This is a genomic window from Longitalea luteola, from assembly GCF_017356035.1.
GTDB classification, from domain to species: Bacteria; Bacteroidota; Bacteroidia; order Chitinophagales; family Chitinophagaceae; genus Niastella; species Niastella luteola.
The window spans coordinates 91,709-112,030 of the sequence record NZ_JAFIQX010000002.1; the positions used below are offsets into that span (position 1 = coordinate 91,709).

The window sequence follows — 20,322 nt, forward strand, 5'->3', positions numbered from 1 at the left end:
CCGGATGGTGAAACATCTGATACATATTAATGATTGTGGCTGCCGGCTGCAGCTGCGCCCTTTTTAAAAATGTATTCGCTATTCAGCAAATAAGCGCCACTGATCACTACCACATCGCCGTTCTGGATCCCAGACCTTACTTCAATGCGATCGCCGCTTTCCAAACCGGTCTGTATCATTTTCCGCTTGTAGGTATTCTTATCGGTTTGTACCCATACCATGGCCATTTGTCCGTCGCGCAACACCGCGTCAATAGGCAGCGTCATAGCGTTACCGGCACTGCTCTTTAATATTACATACGCCGGCATACCTGGTTTCAATTGATTATTGGTATTGGGTATCGATACCCGTAATAGATTGATACGTGTATCGGCACTTATTTCCGGATTGGCAAAACTCACCTTGCCTTTTATTTCTTTCCCGGGCATATCGGGCAGTTGTACCGTGGCTACACCTTTATAATCAACGGAGGCCAGCTGCGATGCGTATACCTGGGCTTCTGCCCACAGGGTTGATAGATCAGCCAGTTTCACCACTACGCCTCCCTCCATTACATATTGTCCTTCCTGCACAGGTATTTCCGTAATATAACCTGTAGCGGTACTGTAAAATGCGGTCAGGGGCGAAAATTGTTTGGCCTTTCCCAGTGCATCGATCTGTGATTCGCTCATGCCCCACAACAGGAGCTTGTTTTTGGCGCTTTGCAGCAGCTGCTTAAAGTCGATGATGGAATTGCCCAGGGTCTGTTGCCGTTCCATCGCTGCCAGGTATTCCTGTTTGGCCGTATTCAATTCCTCGCTGTACAGATCGAAGAGGTGATCGCCTTTTTTTACAAAGTCGCCGGTGTTCTTAAAATACAACCTGTCTATGCGGCCGGTTATACGGGCGCTCACTGTATTCACTTTCATTTCGTCGAAGTTGAGGGTAGCGGTCAATACGACCTTATCGCCCATGAGCGTTCGGCCAAGCGTATCGGTTTGAATATTGCCTAGCTGGATCTGTTCATCGCTGAGCATAATTTCATCGCGTGCTTCATCCGAGCGGTTAACGGGTATCAGGTCCATGTGACAAATAGGACAGGTGCCCGGCTTGTCCTGCATGATCTGGGGATGCATCGAGCAGGTATAGTAAGTGTCGCTTTTTGCGGTGGCCGTCGTTTTTTTGTTTTTGCAGCCGCTCAGGAATAATACAAGCCCCATACATGCATAAAGAACGACGCGTACAAGCGTGTGATGCAGCCAACCGGCGGGTAAGCTCCAATAAAACTGAACAGCATTCCTGCCGGGGCCATAAGAAAAAATATTCTGTAGCATATTAATTGGCTATTGTTTCACTTTAATAAAACTTTCGCTATCTACCAGGTATTGGGCATTGGCCGCCACTTCATCTTCTTCTGACAAACCATTCAATACCTGTATCAAATGATTATTTACAATGCCGGCTTCTATTTTATGCGCAATAAAAGCATCTTCTTTTTTTACAAACACCACTTTATCGAGCCCGAGTGTAAGCACCGCCTCTTCCGGTAGCCAGCGGGCGCTGCGGGCGCCGGCAAATATTGTGGCCTTCACCTGGCTGCCGATGGGAATACCATTATTTGGATTATCGAAGTATACCCGCGCGGTAGCAGTTTTGCTATTGGGCCGGTAAAATGGTTCAATAAAACCAATGGAAGCCCGGAAGTCCTTATCCGGCACGGTTTCCGGTGTAATGCGCACTTTATCGCCCACTTTAACCATGGCGGCCTGACCTGAAAAAATATTCAACACGGCCCAGGCTTTTGAGGGATTATAAATCACAAACAGGTTTTGTCCTTTCGTTACATACATGCCTTCTTTTAATGGCAGCTCTTCGGTGATCAGCGAAACATCTTTCATCCCGGTTTGCGTTTGCTGCTGCATAGCTTCCGGCGAACTGCTTTCGTGAATATGACCGCTGTAACCACTATAGATAGCCACTGTGAAAACAGGGTTGCCGCTTTTTATAACCTGATCCAGTTGCTGGTTACTCATGCCCAGCAAAACCAGTTTTTGACGGGCAGCCGCAATCAGCGTTTTATTCTCAGCATCGTGCTGCAGCAGGAATATCAGGTTTTGTTGTGCCGTTAACAGTTCAGGACTGTATATATCCATGATCTTTTGCCCTTTGCTCACTTTTTGATACCGGTACTTCACATACAGCTTCTCAATACGGCCCGAAACATTGGAAGATACGGTGCCCACCTGCCGCGTATCATAAGTAATAAAGCCGTAAGCCGGGATCTCAATTGGCTCATCGCGCAACTGAATATGTACGGTAGGTATTGACGAAAGCACATACTGGTTACTGGGACGCAGCAGATCATTTAACGTAATATCGGTGACCTTTTCACCCGATGCTGATTTTTTCACAAGGTCCATTCCGCAAACCGGACAACTGCCTGGTTTGTCATTGATGATCTGCGGGTGCATGGGGCAGGTATAGGTTTCCTTTGCAGCCACCTCCGTTTTTGGCTGTTTCGTTTTTGATTCCTGGCAGGCTGTTAATGCAATAAACAAAAAGCAATAGGCAAAAAGCAATAAACTGGCCCTGTTAATTGACCATTGACTACTGACCATTGACCGTTTACGATGATGACTACTCATTTTAAAATTATTTTATCTCCAGGATCCGTTCAAGCTCTACCTGTAACAGCAATGCCGTTTTTAACTGATCCAGGTATTCAATTTGCGTCATATTTAAAGCTTCCCAGGCATCGAACAGTTCAAACAATTCCTCTGTGTTTTGCTCATATCCCAACTGCATGGTTTGAAAATTCTTCCGCAACGACGGTATGATCTGCGTTTCATACAATCGCATCTGTTTCTTTTTTGTTTCGAGCTCTGCGCGGGCCGAACCTGCCATACCGGTAGCTTCATTCAGGATCATTTGTTGCTGGCTTTTAAGCGATTCGTTTTGCCACACGAGGCTTTCAGCTTTCGCCTTATTCATTTTCGACGACCATTTTGCGAGCGGAAATTTAACCATGCCCATGATCGAGAATTGTGCCGGTTGTGCAGCCAGTCCGATCATGTGATCATATTTGATCCCGAATTCAGGTTTTAATTTAGCCAGCTCGGCTGTACGTTGCAGGTTATTCACTTCCATGTTGCGCTGCAAAGCCTGTATGTCACTGCGCCTGCTGGCCAGGTAGGCCGAATCCATGACTGAAGCAGCAAACTCTTTCAGGTCATAGACGGTGTCAATAGCAAAATCCGTATCGGCCTTCCGGTACATGAGGCTGTTAAGCATGATCCGCTTTTGGCGCACCTCACTTTCAACCATTAGCTTCATGTTGTCGATATTGGCCAGGGCAGCTTTGGCTTTATAATAGGCGCTGATCTTGCCCAGGCCATTCTTATATCTTATTTCAGCGCTTTTGATCATAAAATCCAGGAGGTGACTGCCTTCATTGAGCACTTCCTGTTTTTTCAGCAGGATCACCCATTCATAATAGCTTTTTTTAGCTGTGTACAGCAATTCATTCAATGCCACTTTTCTTTTTTCTGTTTCCACGTTAGACATGGATCGCATCCAGGCAGCTTCAGCGTTCTGCTTTTTGCGATTGGGAAACATCTGCTGCGCAGAAACCATAAAGAAGCCCATCCCTTCACTGTGCATCATTGGATTGGCCTTTATCTCCTTCGTATCATAAGGCGTCATAAACAAGCCCGCGCCTGCTTCCGGCGGCATCCAGCTGTAGGCGCCTTTCGCAGCTTCAGTATATGCGCGGGCTTCGGCTTCATACATTTTCAACCCGGGGTTTTTATTCTCCACCGTTGTTAAAATGTCCTGGAGTGACATGGTTGTTTGTGCATGTAAGCTTATGGCCATGCCGGCTAACACCGCGGTTATGATAAATCTGTTGAACATACTTTTTTTCATACTATTGCTTTAATGCTTGGCCTCCAAAACGTCAATCTTACCATGCTTGCGCAGTTCATATTCTTTGGCCATTAAAAAGATCAATGGAGTTACTAATAATATATGCGTGGCAGAAGTAAGTACGCCGCCTACCATCGGCAATACGATCGGCTTCATCACATCACTGCCTACACCATGGCTCCACAGAATGGGCACGAGCGCAAAAAGCGACACACAAACGGTCATTATCTTTGGCCGCAGCCTTTTTGCAGCACCGGCAATTACATATTCACGCAATTCGTCCCTGGTGATGGTTTCCCGTGAATTGCCTTTACGTGCAACCAGCTGCTGCATGGCATCGTTCAAATAGATCACCATGACTATACCTGTTTCTACGGCAAGGCCAAACAGGGCAATGAAACCAACGGCTACAGCTACCGATAAATTCACATCCCAGGCCCAGATCATGTAGGCGCCGCCGATCAATGCAAACGGGATAGTGATCAGGCTCAAAAATGCTTCGCGCGCTGAATTGAATGCGAAATACATGGAGATAAAAATCACCAGCAATACGACAGGTAATATCAGCTTAAGCGTTCGTTCACTGCGGATCAGGTTCTCATACTGACCGCTCCATTCCAGGTAATACCCTTTTGGCAATTTGTCGATCATGGCCTCCAGCCTTTCCCGGGCTTCATTCACCGTGCTGCCCAGGTCTCTTTCTCTTACATTGAATAATACAGTTCCGCGCAGCATGGCATTTTCTGAATTGATCATCGGCGGCCCTTCTGCAATTGTAACATCGGCTACGGCTTCCAAAGGAACAGGTCCATAATTCATTGTTTGCACCTGTAGTCGTTTCAGCGCTGTAAGGTTGTTACGGAAATCCTGGCCGAAGCGGGCATTTACCGAAAAACGCTGGCGGCCCTCCACGGTAGTAGTCAACTTCATACCGCCCAATGCAATTTCAATCACGCGGTTCACATCATCCACACTCAAGCCGTAGCGGCTGATCTCATCGCGCTTTATGTGTATGTCAATGTATTTACCACCGGTTATTGGTTCCACATACAGGTCCTTAACCCCACTGATACCTTCCAGTTCCTTTTTTATGGTTTGGGAAAATGCATAAATGGTATCCAGATTTTGTCCATACACTTTAACGCCTACATCGGTACGAATACCGGTGCTCAGCATATTGATGCGGTTGATGATGGGCTGTGTCCAGCCATTGGTAACACCGGGTATCTGCAGTTTATTGTTCAGTTCGTTGATGATGTCGTTCTTGCTTATACCGGGGCGCCACTCTGCCTGTGGTTTCAGCAAGATGATGGTCTCTATCATACTAATTGGCGAGTTATCGGTGGCTGTATTTGCCCGGCCTGCTTTTCCCAGCACATTCTTTACTTCGGGAACCGTTTTAATGATCTTATCCTGCACCTGTAAAATGCGCTTTACCTCGCTGTTCGATACATCGGGCAATGTAACGGGCATAAACAGCAAAGAACCTTCATCGAGCGGCGGCATAAATTCGCGCCCCAGGCTCATCAGGAGCGGAATACTGATGGCCAGCGCAATAATATTCACTGCAATGGTCGTTTTACGCCATTTGATGCAGGCGCGTATCACCGGTTCATATACCCGCTCCAGCAACCGGTTCACCGGGTTAGCCGTTTCCGGCCTGAAACGCCCTTTCATAAAGAAAGAGATCAATACGGGGGCCAGCGTCACCACCAGTAGCGCATCAACCACCATGATAAAGGTTTTGGTAAAAGCCAGGGGGTGAAACAGTTTTCCTTCCTGGCCAGTAAGCAGGAATACCGGCAGGAAAGAGGTGATAATGATAATGGTTGAAAAGAATACGCCGCGCGACACCTGCTTGCAGGCTTTTTCAATGATCTGCATCCGCACCAGTTCCGGAATACGGTAGTTATTTTTTCCGCGTAGTTTATTGAATAGTTTCGTCATTGGATCATGATTTTGTGCTTTGCTGCTGCTGGTAATCGGCCAGGTGGCGATACGCGTTCTCACTCATAATAATGCCGTTGTCTACAATCACGCCGATGGCCAGTGCAATTCCGGTCAATGACATAATATTCGATGACAGTCCTACGGCATTCAATAAAATAAAGCTGACTGCAATAGTGATAGGTATTTGTATGATGATACTTAAAGCGCTGCGCCAGTGGAACAGGAAAATGATGACGATCACACATACCACGATCATTTCTTCGACCAGCTTATTTTTTACATTTCCAATAGCAGCCTGGATGAGCTCACTGCGATCGTACCCGGTTTTAAAGGTTACGCCATGGGGCAGTCCCTTTTCCACTTCCTTCATCTTTTCTTTAACAGCCGTGATCACTTTATCAGCATTTTCGCCATAGCGCATTACGACAATTCCGCCTACTACCTCGCCCTGGCCATTCTCATCAAAAATGCCAAGCCGCAGATCGCCGCCCATCTGTACCGTGCCAATATCCTTTACCCGAACAGGAATGCCGTTGTAATTGCCTACTGCAATACTTTCCAGGTCTTCCTTGGTCTTTACATAGCCCAGTCCGCGAATGATATAGGCCATATCGCTCATTTCAAACTTTCGGCCTCCCACATCATTATTGGCAGCCTTAACGTTATTCATCACATCCATGAGCGACACATTGTAAAACTGCAGCTTAACCGGATCGAGCACCAGTTGGTATTGCTTTTCAAATCCACCAAAAGATGATACTTCTGCCACGCCCGGAACTGTTTGCAGGGCCAGCTTAATGTACCAGTCCTGCAACGCCCGTTGTTCGCCCAGGTCCATTTGTTTTGCATCGAGCGTATACCAGAACACATGTCCCACGCCGGTTCCATCTGGACCGAGCGTTGGGGTAATGCCTTCAGGCAGCAGGCGCTGCGCATAATTAAGGCGCTCCAGTACCCGGGTGCGGGCCCAGTAGATATCGGTATTATCTTCGAAGATCACATACACGAAGCTCATTCCGAACATGGATGTTGCCCGTACATTCTTCACCTTTGGTATACCTTGCAGGTTGCTCACCAGGGGATACGTGACCTGGTCTTCAATGATCTGCGGACCGCGGCCCATCCATTCTGTAAAAACGATCACCTGGTTCTCCGACAGATCAGGAATGGCGTCGATCGGGTTTTTCTGCACATTGATAAAGCCCCAGACCAGCAATGCCGCAGCCATTGCCAGAACAACATACCGGTTCCTCAGCGACCAGGTTATTAATGATGATATCATAGTTATTTATTGATGCCTACTGAATCTCTTCTTCTACACTACCGCACTTCATCATTTTCTCGCCGAAGTAGGGGTTCCTGATCTCTTTGGTTTCGCTTAACCACATGGCGCCCTTGTTATCCTTGGCCATAGGGCAATGGTCGTGATACAGGGTTTTACCGCCACCAAAAGCTTTTACGAGGGCGTACATATTGTCGCTCATCGTAGCAAAGCGCTCGCGCTGGTGTTCGAGATCGTTCGTGCTTTTTGAAATGTGCGCTGCCTGTTCTTTTAAACCGGCTTCATACTGATCGTACACTTTTTTCTGGTCGGCGGTCAGTAACGACTTATCAAAACCCTTCACGGTTTCCAGCATAGCCTTAGCGGCCGCACCGGCTTCCGATGCTTTTTCGTCGGTCAGCGCATTCTTTATCTGCAGGTAATGATCAGTGATTGTTTTCATTTGTGCTGCTGCTCCCGCGTCTACATTCGTAAAGGAAGCCTTCACTACTTTTATTTCAGCATTTTCGTCTGTAGTGGCATGGCCAGCAGAGGCATTTTCTTCTTGCTGCGTATTGGTTTGTTCTGTAGATGTGTTATCGCCGCAGGAATAAGCAATAACTGATAAGGTTGCCAGCAACCCAAAAAATAGCTGTTTCATACTGATTAGTTTTTGTTATGATAAATTATTTATAAAGCGGCGCACTGAAAAAGCAGGCCGGGATCGACTCAGCACTTTTTCTAAATGCATTATTTGTATATCGCGAATGGAGACGTAGTCCGGCATTTATGCAGGTAATGCCAACTGCCCAACAGGTTGTCAGGCTTTAAGAAAGAAACAGATCAAATACGGAAAATGCAATAACGGATCCTAAGGGGCACCCCGCTTCGTGGTGGTGCGTTGGATACCGGCTGCTCTTCGCTGATGGAAGCTATGGCCGGCATTGCAAAAGAGGGATATGTGGTAATAAGAGGTATTTCTACCGGCGCTCCGGGCTGGTAGCGGTTCTCCTGCTTTTGGTCTTTTTCTACCTGCAGCACATGGTATTTATCTTCGCAGCAGCCATTCTTTTTGCTGTTCACCTTTTCCATGCCGCATTTGCTGCAGGTATCTGTATGTTTCAATGAAAGCCCCCAGTTCACCAGCCGCCCCATGCAATAATGCAGATTTACCGTTGCACCTACCGAGGTGCCCAGGTAAAAAAGGGCGAATATTAATACCAGGAACTTTTTCATAACCGTGTAAAAGTATAGCGTTTTTTCGGAACAGAATTTATAAAATTCGGGGACTGGTTTATATATTACCAAGGTAATTAAGACATGTGGGGACTGGTTGCCTTGAACAGTCACCGGGCTCTCTTGATAAAATATAGATAATCAACCAGTTGCAACATGACCGGCAAGCGGCCGTTTCCTTAATACTTATGGTCATCCGGATGGCTTAGAGATGCCGCCGGCGTCGAACTTTATACATTTTACCTCCTCCTTTCATTTCACCTGTTTTTGCAAAGATGTCAGCGCAAGGTGCGGGTAAAACAGCCCGCCAATAAATTTGAAAGCATACATCGCAGTTATATTTTATCTGTTGCGCTCAGGTACAGGCCTCAGGTGTTGTGAACCCATCGGTAATAGATACCTGCAGTAGCTCAAACATCATCCTGTATGCAATTGCCTGTCCCACTAAACATCGTTACGGCTCGCCTTCCGTTACTGACTTAGGCAATAAGAGCAATTTTGTTTATATGGAGCGGTACCATAGATTAGCGTTTCATTAACCTTTTTTCGAAGTACAACGTTTTCATCGGCAACCATTGTATTCGTTGTGTCGTAAAAGAGAGAAAAGAAACCAAATGATTATCCAATAAAACCTCCTGTATGAAGAAAACAATCAGCTGGACAGCCTGTTTCGTAGTATTCATTGCACTTGCCAATTCGTGTACAAAAGACAGTAAAAATGAAGAGCCCTCCACTGTTGATTGCAGTACTATTACCACCACATTTTCAGGTCAGGTACGCCCTTTGATCGCTTCCAGTTGTGCGAAACCCGATTGCCATGCTGCCGGAAGTTCGAATGGTCCGGGCGCGCTTACCGATTACAACCAGATCTTTAATGCACGCGCGCGTATTCGCACCTCTGTTGCCAATGGCTCAATGCCACAAGATGCAACTCTTTCACCAACGCAAAAAGCCATCATTACCTGTTGGATCGATGCAGGCGCTCCTAACAATTAGTTGGGCGTTTGCTGGCGATAAGCTTACAAAAAATGTGCAGGTAAAGCGCAATGTTGGCAAAAAAACATCGTCAAATTGAGTATAAAGAAATTATTGTAACGAGTTTTTCATGGGTGTTACTTTTAAAGTGCAAAGCCTTGTTTCTACAGGGCTTTTTACATTTACATCTATTGTGAAAGTATTAACTTTCTGCTGCCCTTAAACTTTCATCCATTACTACCTTCCAACAGCATCGCTGAGGTTAGCTGGCTGATTCTCAGCCGCTGCCGTTTTTTTAACATTTTCTGTTAACAGTTTGTCAACTTCTTTGCTATAAACAGATCGATATAGAGCAATACTTCTACTTTTTAAGGGAATAACCAAAAACAACACTATCGATGGCCTCTTTCTACCCGATCAAACATTCTTTACATGAAAGTGACATCCGGAAAGGCCATTGCTATTTTCCTTGTTTTATGCAGTTGTTCCAACACCCTGCACGCACAGGTAAATTTGCCTAAACATGAATTGGGGCTCAGCGTGGGCACGTTCGTTTACCAGGGCGATCTAACGCCCGAAGCAGCGGGAGCATTTAAGTCGCCCGGTTTTGCATTCAACGTTTTTTATAACCGAATACTCACCCGGTCGTTCTCATTCAGGGCCAACCTGGCGCACGGCAGGCTAAGGGCAGACGATGCCAATTATGACGATCCCGCATGGCGGCGTGAACGCAGTCTGCGATTCACCGCCCGCAATACTGAAATTGCCGCACTCATGGTGTGGAACATTTTCGGCAATAACTATGGCGATAGAAAAACCGTTTCCCCTTATCTGTTTGGTGGTGTGGGGTTGAGCTCGCTACGCATCAACCGCGATTGGAGCCGCGTTAATTACGATTATTTTGCCGCCGACTCAACCTTTTTGAACGGACTGGCAGCTGATACCCTGCATGTGGTGCCTGGTACCATTCCTGTTATTCCTGTAGGCCTGGGCATACGATATCCCATTTCTAAAAAACTGTCGGTGATGGCCGAAGCTTCTTACCGCATAACCTTCAGTGATTATATCGACGGATTCAGCAAGTCTTCCAATCCCGACAAAAACGACGCTTACTCGAATTATTCCATTGGCATCATTTATACGTTCGGCAGAAACAATTCGCTGGACTGCCCGCCAATGCGGTATTAGTCTGATAATAGTCAAGAACCAAAAAGGGCTGACGCAACCGTCAACCCTTTTATTATTATGCAATTCCTTAAATTATTATCCTATTGTATCCTGTACGGCTGTATCCTGTAATACAGGTTGATTGATCATTTTTGAATTAGTAATATAATTCTTATCCGGACTGTACATGAACAGACAGGTGCCGTCTTTTATGGTATTGATAATGGCCTTATGTAATGATGGAGGTACGGCAGGGCAGCCCAGGCTGCGTCCTATAAAACCTTTCACTTTTATGACTTTTTCATTCACATAGTTTGCAGCGTGCATAACAATACTTCTGTTGAAGGCATTGTCATTTATACCTGCTTCCTGGCCTTCCAGCCGTAGTGAGTAACCATGTTCTCCCGAATAAGTATTCCCGGTTACATAAAAACCCAGACTGCTTTTAAAACTGTTCAGTTCATTGGAAAATTCAGTGGCCATTTCCTTGCCCGAATTCCTGCCATGTGAAACAAATGTGTTGAACAACAATTTGCCGGTAGTAATATCAATCACGAACAATCTCTTTTTTGATGAAGGCAAACTGAAATCCACAATGGAAAGGATATTACTGTTTTTTACGGCGCCAGACGAAACCAGGTCCATATAACCCTGTAAACCATAGTCAAATGCCTCCTGCGACAGGCCCAGGCTGTCTAAATTCATTTGTTGGTACAGTAAGCTGTACCGGCTCACCACCATTTTGTTGGCATCAACACTAGCTGAATCGTTCACAGGAATAGCTGTATCGGCTTCTTTGGTATGCAGGAAATCCCGCGCTGGTGCGGCAAATATGAAACCTATTACGATCAGTAGTAATAGCGGGAAGATAATTTTGAACTTGGGATAGTTGGATTTAGGCATTAATTCCTCTTTGGTATTGATTAATAATTTTCGTTACCCCTATATAACACCAGTAAGCGCAAGCGGTTTGCCAAATAAGGTCATTAAGCAAACTTTAACACTTACATGGATCGGTGTTGCAAGCCTTGATCAGCGTGCGTTTCACGGAATTGTCATCGTTTCTTTTTCTGCAGCTTTCCGGGCTTTTTCCTCCTGCCGGGCCTTCTTTCTGAAATAACCGCGGAATAAGAAATTATGCTGTAATGCCTCCAGGTCTTCATCCAGTTTACGGCTGCCCGAATTCAGGTTTTCGATGATGCTTTTCATATTTTCAGCAGTTTTCTGGTCATTCAACAACAAGCCCAGGGTATTTTCGCTGCTATGCAGGTTATCACTTACTGTTTTTAAATTGGCGGTAAATGCATTGGCGGCATTGGCTGCATCATTGATCTGCTTCACCGCAGCCTGTAAATTGCTCATGATCATGGTGTCATGCACCAGGCCATTAGCCAGGCTTCCCGGTTTCTGTAATTGCGCCGTGTATTCGGCTATACGGCTGCTCAACAGCTGGCTGTTGCGGGCAGCCAGCTGCAGGTTGCTGGCTGTGCTGGCCAGGCTTTTATACAACGATTCATCTGTTAACAAAGCGCCGGCAGTGCCTTCTCCGTTAACCAACCGGTTGCTGACGGTCTTAAAGTTGGTGGTGATGGCTACCAGATTCTCATTGTTCTTCTGCAAGGTGGCCATCATATCTTCAGTGCTCAGCGATTTTTCCACCTGCAGATGTTCGCCGCCTTCAATAGCACCAGCCTGTGGCGTTCCGCCATAAATGACAACGAGTTTATTACCAATAAAACCTTCAGCGCTCACTTTGGCTTTGGCATCTTTACGGATGAACTCCTGTGCTTTCCTTTCAATGTGCATCGTCACTTTTATCAGCGAATTACCGTTGAACTCTATTGATTTTACAATACCTACTTTAACGCCCGAAAACCAGACATTGTCGCCTTTCTGCAAGCCATTCACATTATCAAAAACAGCCTGCACATTAATGGAAGGGGCAAATGCCTTTTGCTGTCCGCCCAACGTAAAAATGCCTACCAGTAAAATAAGCAGGCCGATAGTTACAAAAAGGCCAACGATCACTGCTCGTTTGTTTTTTTCTGTGCTCATCAGACAGGATTTTTAGTAGTATGGTTCATGTAATAAAATTATAGTCGTAAAAACTTTTTATCCGCTCATCGTCATTGGCGAACACCTCCTCAAATGAACCCTGTTTTACAAAGCGGCCATCCAGCAGCACTGCTATCCGGTCGCCGGTTGATTTTGCGCAGGTGAGATCATGCGTAATAATGATGGAACTGGTATTGAACCGTTCCTGCACTTCATTAATGAGGTCGTTTATTTCCATGCTGGTAATGGGGTCAAGTCCGGCAGTAGGTTCATCATACAACATGATGGTCGGTTGCATGATCAGGGTTCGCGCAATACCTATACGCTTTCGCTGCCCACCCGAAAGTTCACCCGGCCACTGGTTAATGGTTTGCGACAAACCAACCGCATCAAGCGCTTTTTCCACCGCAGTTTCAACCTGTTGCGCACTCAGGTGTTTTGAATTGCGTAACAATGGAAATTCCAGGTTTTCGCGTACGGTCATACTATCGTATAACGCACTGCTTTGAAATGAAAACCCGATGTGCAACCGAAGCTGCTCCAATTCCTTATAGCTGATGCGTTCCACATCGTTGCCTAATACGTTTACCGAACCCTTATCGGGCTTTAACAGGCCGGCTATGATCTTTATGAGCACCGATTTGCCCGTTCCCGACCGCCCGAGCACCACTACATTTTCTCCCTGGAAGAGATCAAGATCGATGCCGCGCAACACATGGTTTGCTCCAAACGATTTGTGCAGATCGCGAATGGAAATGACCCGTTTTGTTTTGTCAATGGTATGTTCTCTAGTTTTTGTCATTACACCCTGAACCAGTTTACAACCTGTACAATAATTATTTCTTCAATAAAGATGAGGAACATGGCCAGCACCACCGAGGTATTGGCAGCCCGGCCCACGCCTTGTGTTCCCTGGGTGGTATTATAGCCCTGGTAACAACTCACAATGCCTATCGTAAAACCAAACACAATAGATTTTAAGACCGATGAAAACAGATCGAGGAAATTAATGCTCTGAAATCCGTTCTCTATAAAAGAAATGAAACTGGTTTGCTCATTCGCATGCACATTTACAAATGCTCCCAGCAACGCCACTACCGCCATATACAACATCAATAAAGGCACCATACAGGTGGTGGCTATAACGCGGGTAACTACAAGGAATTTAAAAGGATTGGTGGCCGACACTTCCATCGCATCGATCTGTTCGGTCACTTTCATTGAACCCAGTTCAGCGCCGATATTCGATCCTACTTTTCCGGCAGTGATAAGGCCGGTTACCAGCGGCGCCAACGCCCTGATAATGGCAATAGCTACCAGCGATGGTAACCATGATGTGGCGCCGAACTCAGATAACGACGGCCGGCTTTGTTTGGTAAATACAATACCCGTGATAAAGCCGGTCAATGTTATCAGTGACAGGGATTTTACACCTACCATGTAACATTGCCGGATGATCTCTTTGAACTCGTAAGGGGGAGCAAACAGGTTGCGGTAAAAGCGTGCGATAAACTGCCCGAAAGCATACACATCAGAAAAGAATGCATCCAGCTTCCGGGAAACCACATATCTGCGGGGCTGTCTCTGTTTCAATTTCATGGATACATCATCCATCGAAATTTAAAACCAGCTTCGCTTGGGAAACTATTTCCCCAATATGCTTATAAGATGATAGGAAGCAATTATTTATGGGCAATAGGATCGGCTGTTCCGTCAGGGTCATTTTTAGCATACCCTGAGGTTGTTATTGCCTTCCCTTTCAGTAACAACAGACCTGCTACGTGCGGAGCCGCCATGGAAGTGCCGGTTAAAAGGGCATATTTTCCATTGAGATAGGTAGAGGGAATACGTACCCCGGGCGCCGCATAATCCACGACATCATTTCCGTAATTGGAAAAAGAAGCATAGTTATCAAGGCTGTCTACCGCGGTTACGGTGTAAATATTCGGCGCATTTACCCTGCCAGGTGAAAAATCAATAGCCGGTTTGCTGTCATTACCGGAAGCGATGGCAAAGTAGATCCCTTTTGAAGCAGTGTTCTTAACCTGCTGATCCAGTATGGCAGACACTTCATCTTCGCCGAGGCTCATATTTACCACATCGCCGGCTTTAGCATTTTCATTTATATAACCCAGGGCCTGAATAATAGATCCCAGGGTGCCTTTACCATCTTTATCAAACACTCGTAAGGCTACCAGGCTGGCGCCAGAGGCCACACCCAGCGTACCAATCGAATTATTTTTGGCGCCAATGATGCCGGCCACATGGGTTCCATGTCCGTTTTCATCAGCTGCAGATGTTACACCACTGATAAACGACTTACTGCGCGTAGCGTCTGCATTCAGATCGGGGTGGGTAAAGTCGATGCCCGAATCAATGATCCAGGCCGTTTTACCGGTTCCATCGCCATAACCAACGCGGTTTACATTCCAGGTAATCAACCTGGGTTCAACCACTTCAAAGCAGGAGCCATAGGCAATAATGCGATCCTGCTCAACCATACTTACCGTGGGGTCCTGTTTCAACCGTTGTACCTCTTCTGTGGTCAGGCGGGCAATGAATCCGCCTACAGAGCCGGTGAAAGTTCTTTGCAAAGCGGTGCTACTGATCCCCTTACCTTTCAAAAATGAACCGGTAAAAGTAGATGCCCGAGCAGCGGTAGTCAGGCCGGCAGTGGCTGTGGTCCTATACGCTACAATGTATTGGTCGGCAATAAGCCTTCCATTATCGGTGCTTTGTTGCACCACACAATTATTTATCGTTGATGATGGATCGTCTGCAGTAACGTCAACATTTTTACGGCAGGCGGCAAATAACACTAAGCCGGTGATCGCTGAACTGATGATTTTTCTTCGCATTTAATGGGCCTCCAAACTACATTAACGAATTTCAATAATATTTGGCTGGGTACAACCGGTTGCTTTAACAACCTTTTATAAATTTTTCAAATCGGTTTCTAACGGCAAATAGCGAACCAATTACATTTAAAAAACCCGATTCAGTGGGGGTTGCAGCAGAAAAAGGGTGTTAAAAAGCCGTAACTAAGGGTTTGCAACTATCGCGGCTCATTAATTTTCTATAGCGTGGTCAATAGGAATGGGTTCACCTTTCCAGGCCTTTTTGGCAGTCCAGTCAGCATCGTCATTTAGCCAGAAGGGGTCTGTTGACGGCAGGCCGAGCACAAGAAATACCTGCGAACACAAATACAGGCTGCCGGTTGAAATATATCCTTCGCCTACCCCCGGCTGATGACCAACCAGCCCTATTTGTAACCAGCCGTTTTTATCGAATGTGCCGGGCGCCTCCATTTGCTTTTTCACCACTTCATACAAAGCACATCGCACTTGCTGCGGCAGTATGTCCTTTGGCAGTTGGCGCATAAGCGCCACCTTGGCTAAATGCTGAAAAGCACCGAAACGGTAAGCCAGCGAACGGCCGATAGGCGGGTAGGTTCCTTCAGGAGAGATAAAACGTTCCTGCACCGCGGCGTACCGGCGGGCACGTTCTAATTCCAGCTCATAGATCTTCTGCTCCTTTTGACCACTGTTTATCAACGTTTGCAACACTTCGAGGAACATGGGTTGAATGACGAAGCTGTTATAATAATCCCAATGAAAATGAGCGCCATCGCCATAGGCGCCATCGCCTTTGTACCATTGTAAATGTTGCTGTATCGCATACTCGATGCGCATCTTATCACAGCTTCCTTCAAATTGTAACAGGGCAGCTTCTACCATAGCACTGAAAAAAAGCCAGTTGCTGTGCCCCGGCGTGATCACCCGTGTCGATCTGAGGGCTTCCAGTACATTTTTTCTTGTTTTGACATCGAGCTTGCCCCATAACTGGTTGGGTGCGCGCAACAACGCCTGCGACAAAAACGCCGCATCTACCAGAGCCTGCCCGCCTTTATTAAAATTCATGTAATCGGGCGCTGATGGATCAGTGGCGTTGCGAATGCCTATTACCGAAAGGTCGATATATTTTTTACGGAGTTTTCCTTCTGCAGTGCTGTCTGGGCCCAGCTCCAACCAGGGCGCCATACCTGCAAGCAAACGGCCGAAAGCCTCGAGATAGGTATAATTCTTCCGGTCATTGGTCTTTGCTTCAACCGGCATTTTCTGTTTCAATTCATTTTTGCTGAGCGCGGTTAAGACCGGATCGGCGATTCGTACCAGGGCGTTTACAAAGTAGTTACGGTGTACTTTACCGTTTGAGGAAACCTGATCCGTTTGTGCATGCAGACAAAATGGCAATAACAATAACCCAATATACAGGTGGTTCGGAACTTTTTTCAAATGGTTCATGATGGTTGTTTTAACCCGCGGCAGTTTGGCAATCGTTGCCCGGCACAAATATCGCAAACGGGAAGATACATGTTTCAGGAACAATTCTTTTTTAATCCGTAGATTTCCTGTTGCAATTACTAATTCAACAGAAATATTTCATGTAACTGTTTGTAAGCGCACCATCAAGCGCATGTATTGTAGAAATCAGTATACTTTAGTTCAAATTAAAATTTTTTCACAAGGGAAAATACCCGTGAAAATTGGTATTTTTATTATTATTTTTCAACCTCATGGACAAACCTACAACCCTCTTTATTATTGATGATGATGAAGACGATCAGCTATTTATCAACGAAGCCATGAAGGATCTGAATATTCCGTTTACATGTTTTTATGCCAACAATGGTGAAGCGGCGTTGAAACAATTAAAAGATGAAACCATTCCCCTGCCCGATTTTATTTTCCTCGATCTGAATATGCCTAAATTAAATGGCAAGGATTGTCTTGTTGAAATAAAAAAACTGCCCAGGTATTCAGCCGTTCCGCTGATCATTTACACTACCAGTTCCAGCCACAAAGACAGGCAGGAAATCATGAAACTGGGAGCACATTATTTTCTTACCAAACCAACACGCATCAGTGAATTGTGCAATTGCCTGATCAATGTATTTTCCATGGACTGGAAAAAGGTAGCAGGCTAAGGTGCAACTCATCGTATCAGTACCAGGGTGCCGCGTTGTACATACGGAGCACCGGTATAATCAACGGCTTTTACCATCCATACATAGGCACCCGAAGGTTGCAATTTGCCGGCAATTGTTCCATCCCAGCCATGCTCATTGGTGGTTGTTCTGAACACCAGCTGTCCCCAGCGGTTAAAGATCTGGAAGAAATCTATGCGTGCCATACCTACTGCGATCGGCCGCAACAGATCATTCTTTCCATCTCTGTTAGGCGTAAATGCATTGGGTACAAAAACCGTTGGCATCGTCTGGAACACTTTTACTTTCACAAAAGCAGAATCTACACAACCCGCCTCATTATACACCAGCACTTTGTACTGTATGCCGGTTGAAGGCGTGTTGTATGTTGCGGAGGGGCCGGCAATTTGTGGGCTCGATAGATTGGTGGCGGGCATCCATTGGTACCTGGTGCCACCTGTCGCCTGCAATTGCAGGAGTTGTCCAACAACCACCGCCGTGTCTTTTCCTGCAAAAGCGTTTATATCGGGCAACACATTTACCATTACCGTATCGTACCCCGGTTTGGGACAACCCTTATTATCATACGCTGATAAAATATAAGCGGTAGAACTATCCGGCCTGGCCACCGGATCGAGTATATTCAAATTACTCAATGTTGATGCCGGCAGCCAGGCAAATGAATTGGCTTCTGTGCTGGCCTTCAACCGGGCCGGGGTCGCAAAACAGATGGTTGTATCAGCACCGGCATCCGCCTGGGGGTAAGGCACAGTTGTTACCAGTACCTGTCCCCTGCTGGTGCAACTGCCAATGCTGGCCGTTACCAGGTAGTTTGTAGTGAAGGAGGTGACCACGTCTGGGTTTTGCATTGTTGCATTCATCGCCTGGTTAACGGGCGTCCAGTTATATTTTAAACCATCCGACTGCACATGCAGGCGTATAGTATCGTTCTGGCAGATGGTTGTATCGTCCATCACCTGCAGGGTAACATGATCAACCACCCGCACTTTCACCGAATCGTGATTGAGGCAACCATTATCATCGAGCTGAACCGTATAGGTAGTAGTTGTGCCTGGTGCAACTGTTGGGGTGGCGGTATTTCCGTTTACCATGGCATTTCCAGGTTTCCAGCTGAAGTGACCATTGCCGTTGGCCTGCAGTTGAACCGCATCCGGCGTACAAATCAGTGTGTCGCGAAACGCCAGTGACAGCGGCGGCTTGTCAAGAATATTTATGTTTTTAAAGGTGGTATCGCGGCAGCCTTTGGTATTGGTGGCTATCAGCCGCACGCTTTTAGAACCCATGGACTGATAGGTGTATGTAGGAGAAGGCAGCTGGGAGTTATCGTTGCCCGTACCATCGCCAAACTGCCAATCCCAGCTATCAACCACGCCATAAGCCGATACGGATGCATCCAGGAACTGCGTAGGCTTTTTAAAGCAAATGCCATTTATCGTAAAATCCGGTTTAAATCCGGGGTATACGTAAGCCACCGACACCATTGAATCGGAGCATTGCTGGTTACGGTTGATCACAAGTTTCACCGTGTAGGTTCCGGTGTCGGGAAAGGTAAAACTGGTTACAGCATTGCCCGAGCTGAAGACCGGCGTGCCACTGTTATCGATCAGCTCCCAGGTAGTGGAAGTAATGAGCGGACTGGTGCTCATATTTGTCAGTGAAATTGTTTTTGAATCATCGCACAACATATACTCGGGCGGCATACTGGCCGATGCAATAGTACAGGCAGTTATTCGAATTTGCAGGTCTTTGCGCTGCGTGGCAATAACGATCCCGTTCCTGATCTCTTCCACCTGCACCGTAACCACATAAATACCGTCGCCGGGCGCAATGCCTGTAATTAAACCGGTAGTTGTATTGATCTTTACATTACTGCCCAATGGTGCATCTGACCCATAGGATGATCCATAAGGCACCGATGCATAAGGCGGCGGTGTAGGCGGAAAATTTGTGCCGCCGCCGCCAGAGCCGCCTATAAAAGCATTAGCGAATGAATACCGCAACTGGTCGCCATCTTTATCTTCTGCTGCAAAACTGTAGGAAAAAGCGTTATTGGCGCAGATGACCACCATATCATCACTGTTGAACCGGGCACTGTGGTTCTGCGCTCCTGATGAAATTGCACCGGTGCCCGGAATTTCGCCGGTATAGGTAGCGCCGATATTTCCGTAACCGGGCCTTAGGTTATTGATGCCCTGCACCCTGTAAACCACCTGAATGGCTATGATATAGCCTTCTTGCGACGGTGGCAGCGTGAGGGTAAAATTGTAGATGCCTATATTGTAACAAACGCGTGGCGGGTTGGTGATGCACGGACCCGGATTGCTTAATAACAACTCATCCTGTCGCGCCATGGGCACAGAAATATCAATGATGTGCTTTCCGGTACTGCGGTTAAAAACACCAAAAAAGGCCGGGTTGGGCAGCCGCCGGTTACTATAGCAATCCATGAATAATTTAGCGGTAACCTGGTAAACATACTGACCATTATTGATGCCGGTAAAAACATAACTCATTTCACCGCCGGTGATATGATCGCCACGGGCGGTAAAGATCAGCAACAGCAAAAGCAACCAGCCAATAACAATCTTCTTCATGCTTTTGGCAAAAAGTAGTTAGAATATATTGCAGTAAAGGGTAGTTGATCGCAGATGGGTAGTAATGGAATAAGTCTGAAAACCCCGAATCATCGCCTTATTCAATTTACGATTTTTTAAGAAGAATATCTGAAGGAAAATGCGATGAAATTCAAAATGCATTTAGGGGAGAA

Annotated in this window: 17 protein-coding genes; 3 read left to right on the forward strand and 14 right to left on the reverse strand. The window is 46.4% G+C overall.

Features of this window, described 5'->3' with window-relative positions; genetic code table 11:
* Nucleotides 1–26 precede the first annotated feature (26 nt).
* The 7 genes from JUB15_RS04495 to JUB15_RS04525 all read right to left on the reverse strand — a co-directional run bounded on the left by JUB15_RS04495 (nt 27) and on the right by JUB15_RS04525 (nt 8,350).
* Nucleotides 27–1,313, reverse strand: coding sequence for an efflux RND transporter periplasmic adaptor subunit (locus JUB15_RS04495; protein ID WP_207511138.1), 1,287 nt, complete (start codon nt 1,311–1,313; stop codon nt 27–29).
* 9 nt (nt 1,314–1,322) lie between these two features.
* Nucleotides 1,323–2,624 carry a heavy metal-binding domain-containing protein gene (locus JUB15_RS04500; protein WP_207511139.1) on the reverse strand — a complete coding sequence of 434 codons (1,302 nt, stop codon included), beginning with the start codon at nt 2,622–2,624 and terminating at the stop codon, nt 1,323–1,325.
* Between the two features lie 7 nt (nt 2,625–2,631).
* The gene (locus tag JUB15_RS04505) at nt 2,632–3,903 is read right to left on the reverse strand and encodes a TolC family protein (protein WP_242696206.1); all 1,272 of its coding nucleotides are present in this window, start codon (nt 3,901–3,903) and stop codon (nt 2,632–2,634) included.
* 9 nt (nt 3,904–3,912) lie between these two features.
* Nucleotides 3,913–5,850 (reverse strand): efflux RND transporter permease subunit, encoded by a 1,938-nt coding sequence (locus tag JUB15_RS28550; RefSeq protein WP_207511140.1) that lies wholly within the window; start codon nt 5,848–5,850, stop codon nt 3,913–3,915.
* 4 nt (nt 5,851–5,854) lie between these two features.
* Complete coding sequence (locus tag JUB15_RS28555; RefSeq protein ID WP_207511141.1) at nt 5,855–7,135, reverse strand: efflux RND transporter permease subunit; 1,281 nt, start codon at nt 7,133–7,135, stop codon at nt 5,855–5,857.
* Between the two features lie 16 nt (nt 7,136–7,151).
* Nucleotides 7,152–7,775 carry a DUF3347 domain-containing protein gene (locus tag JUB15_RS04520; RefSeq protein WP_207511142.1) on the reverse strand — a complete coding sequence of 208 codons (624 nt, stop codon included), beginning with the start codon at nt 7,773–7,775 and terminating at the stop codon, nt 7,152–7,154.
* 182 nt (nt 7,776–7,957) lie between these two features.
* Nucleotides 7,958–8,350: an HYC_CC_PP family protein gene (locus tag JUB15_RS04525; protein WP_207511143.1), complete on the reverse strand. Its 393-nt coding sequence runs from the start codon at nt 8,348–8,350 to the stop codon at nt 7,958–7,960.
* 639 nt (nt 8,351–8,989) lie between these two features.
* Here JUB15_RS04525 and JUB15_RS04530 point away from each other — a divergent pair.
* Nucleotides 8,990–9,346, forward strand: coding sequence for a hypothetical protein (locus tag JUB15_RS04530; RefSeq protein WP_207511144.1), 357 nt, complete (start codon nt 8,990–8,992; stop codon nt 9,344–9,346).
* A gap of 411 nt (nt 9,347–9,757) precedes the next feature.
* Nucleotides 9,758–10,513, forward strand: coding sequence for a DUF6089 family protein (locus tag JUB15_RS04535; protein ID WP_207511145.1), 756 nt, complete (start codon nt 9,758–9,760; stop codon nt 10,511–10,513).
* Between the two features lie 75 nt (nt 10,514–10,588).
* On the opposite strand, the gene JUB15_RS04540 is transcribed toward JUB15_RS04535, so the two are convergent.
* The 6 genes from JUB15_RS04540 to JUB15_RS04565 all read right to left on the reverse strand — a co-directional run bounded on the left by JUB15_RS04540 (nt 10,589) and on the right by JUB15_RS04565 (nt 16,851).
* Nucleotides 10,589–11,395 carry a murein L,D-transpeptidase catalytic domain family protein gene (locus tag JUB15_RS04540; RefSeq protein WP_207511146.1) on the reverse strand — a complete coding sequence of 269 codons (807 nt, stop codon included), beginning with the start codon at nt 11,393–11,395 and terminating at the stop codon, nt 10,589–10,591.
* Between the two features lie 141 nt (nt 11,396–11,536).
* Entirely contained in the window at nt 11,537–12,547 is a 1,011-nt protein-coding gene (locus JUB15_RS04545; RefSeq protein WP_207511147.1) for an MlaD family protein, read from the reverse strand.
* Nucleotides 12,548–12,572: 25 nt separating this feature from the next.
* Nucleotides 12,573–13,349, reverse strand: coding sequence for an ABC transporter ATP-binding protein (locus JUB15_RS04550; RefSeq protein WP_207511148.1), 777 nt, complete (start codon nt 13,347–13,349; stop codon nt 12,573–12,575).
* A complete protein-coding gene (locus tag JUB15_RS04555; protein ID WP_207511149.1) occupies nt 13,349–14,146 on the reverse strand; it encodes an MlaE family ABC transporter permease in 798 nt (265 codons plus the stop codon). Before JUB15_RS04555 ends, JUB15_RS04550 begins: the two co-directional genes overlap by 1 nt.
* An 83-nt stretch (nt 14,147–14,229) precedes the next feature.
* Nucleotides 14,230–15,405 (reverse strand): S8 family serine peptidase, encoded by a 1,176-nt coding sequence (locus JUB15_RS04560; RefSeq protein ID WP_207511150.1) that lies wholly within the window; start codon nt 15,403–15,405, stop codon nt 14,230–14,232.
* A gap of 210 nt (nt 15,406–15,615) precedes the next feature.
* The gene (locus tag JUB15_RS04565) at nt 15,616–16,851 is read right to left on the reverse strand and encodes a DUF2264 domain-containing protein (protein ID WP_207511151.1); all 1,236 of its coding nucleotides are present in this window, start codon (nt 16,849–16,851) and stop codon (nt 15,616–15,618) included.
* 272 nt (nt 16,852–17,123) lie between these two features.
* On the opposite strand from JUB15_RS04565, the gene JUB15_RS04570 reads away from it, so the two are divergent.
* On the forward strand, nt 17,124–17,534 hold the full coding sequence (locus tag JUB15_RS04570; protein ID WP_207511152.1) for a response regulator: 411 nt from the start codon (nt 17,124–17,126) through the stop codon (nt 17,532–17,534).
* Nucleotides 17,535–17,542: 8 nt separating this feature from the next.
* Here the strand turns inward: JUB15_RS04570 and JUB15_RS04575 are convergent, their stop codons facing one another.
* Complete coding sequence (locus tag JUB15_RS04575) at nt 17,543–20,149, reverse strand: T9SS type B sorting domain-containing protein (protein ID WP_207511153.1); 2,607 nt, start codon at nt 20,147–20,149, stop codon at nt 17,543–17,545.
* Between the last annotated feature and the right edge of the window lie 173 nt (nt 20,150–20,322).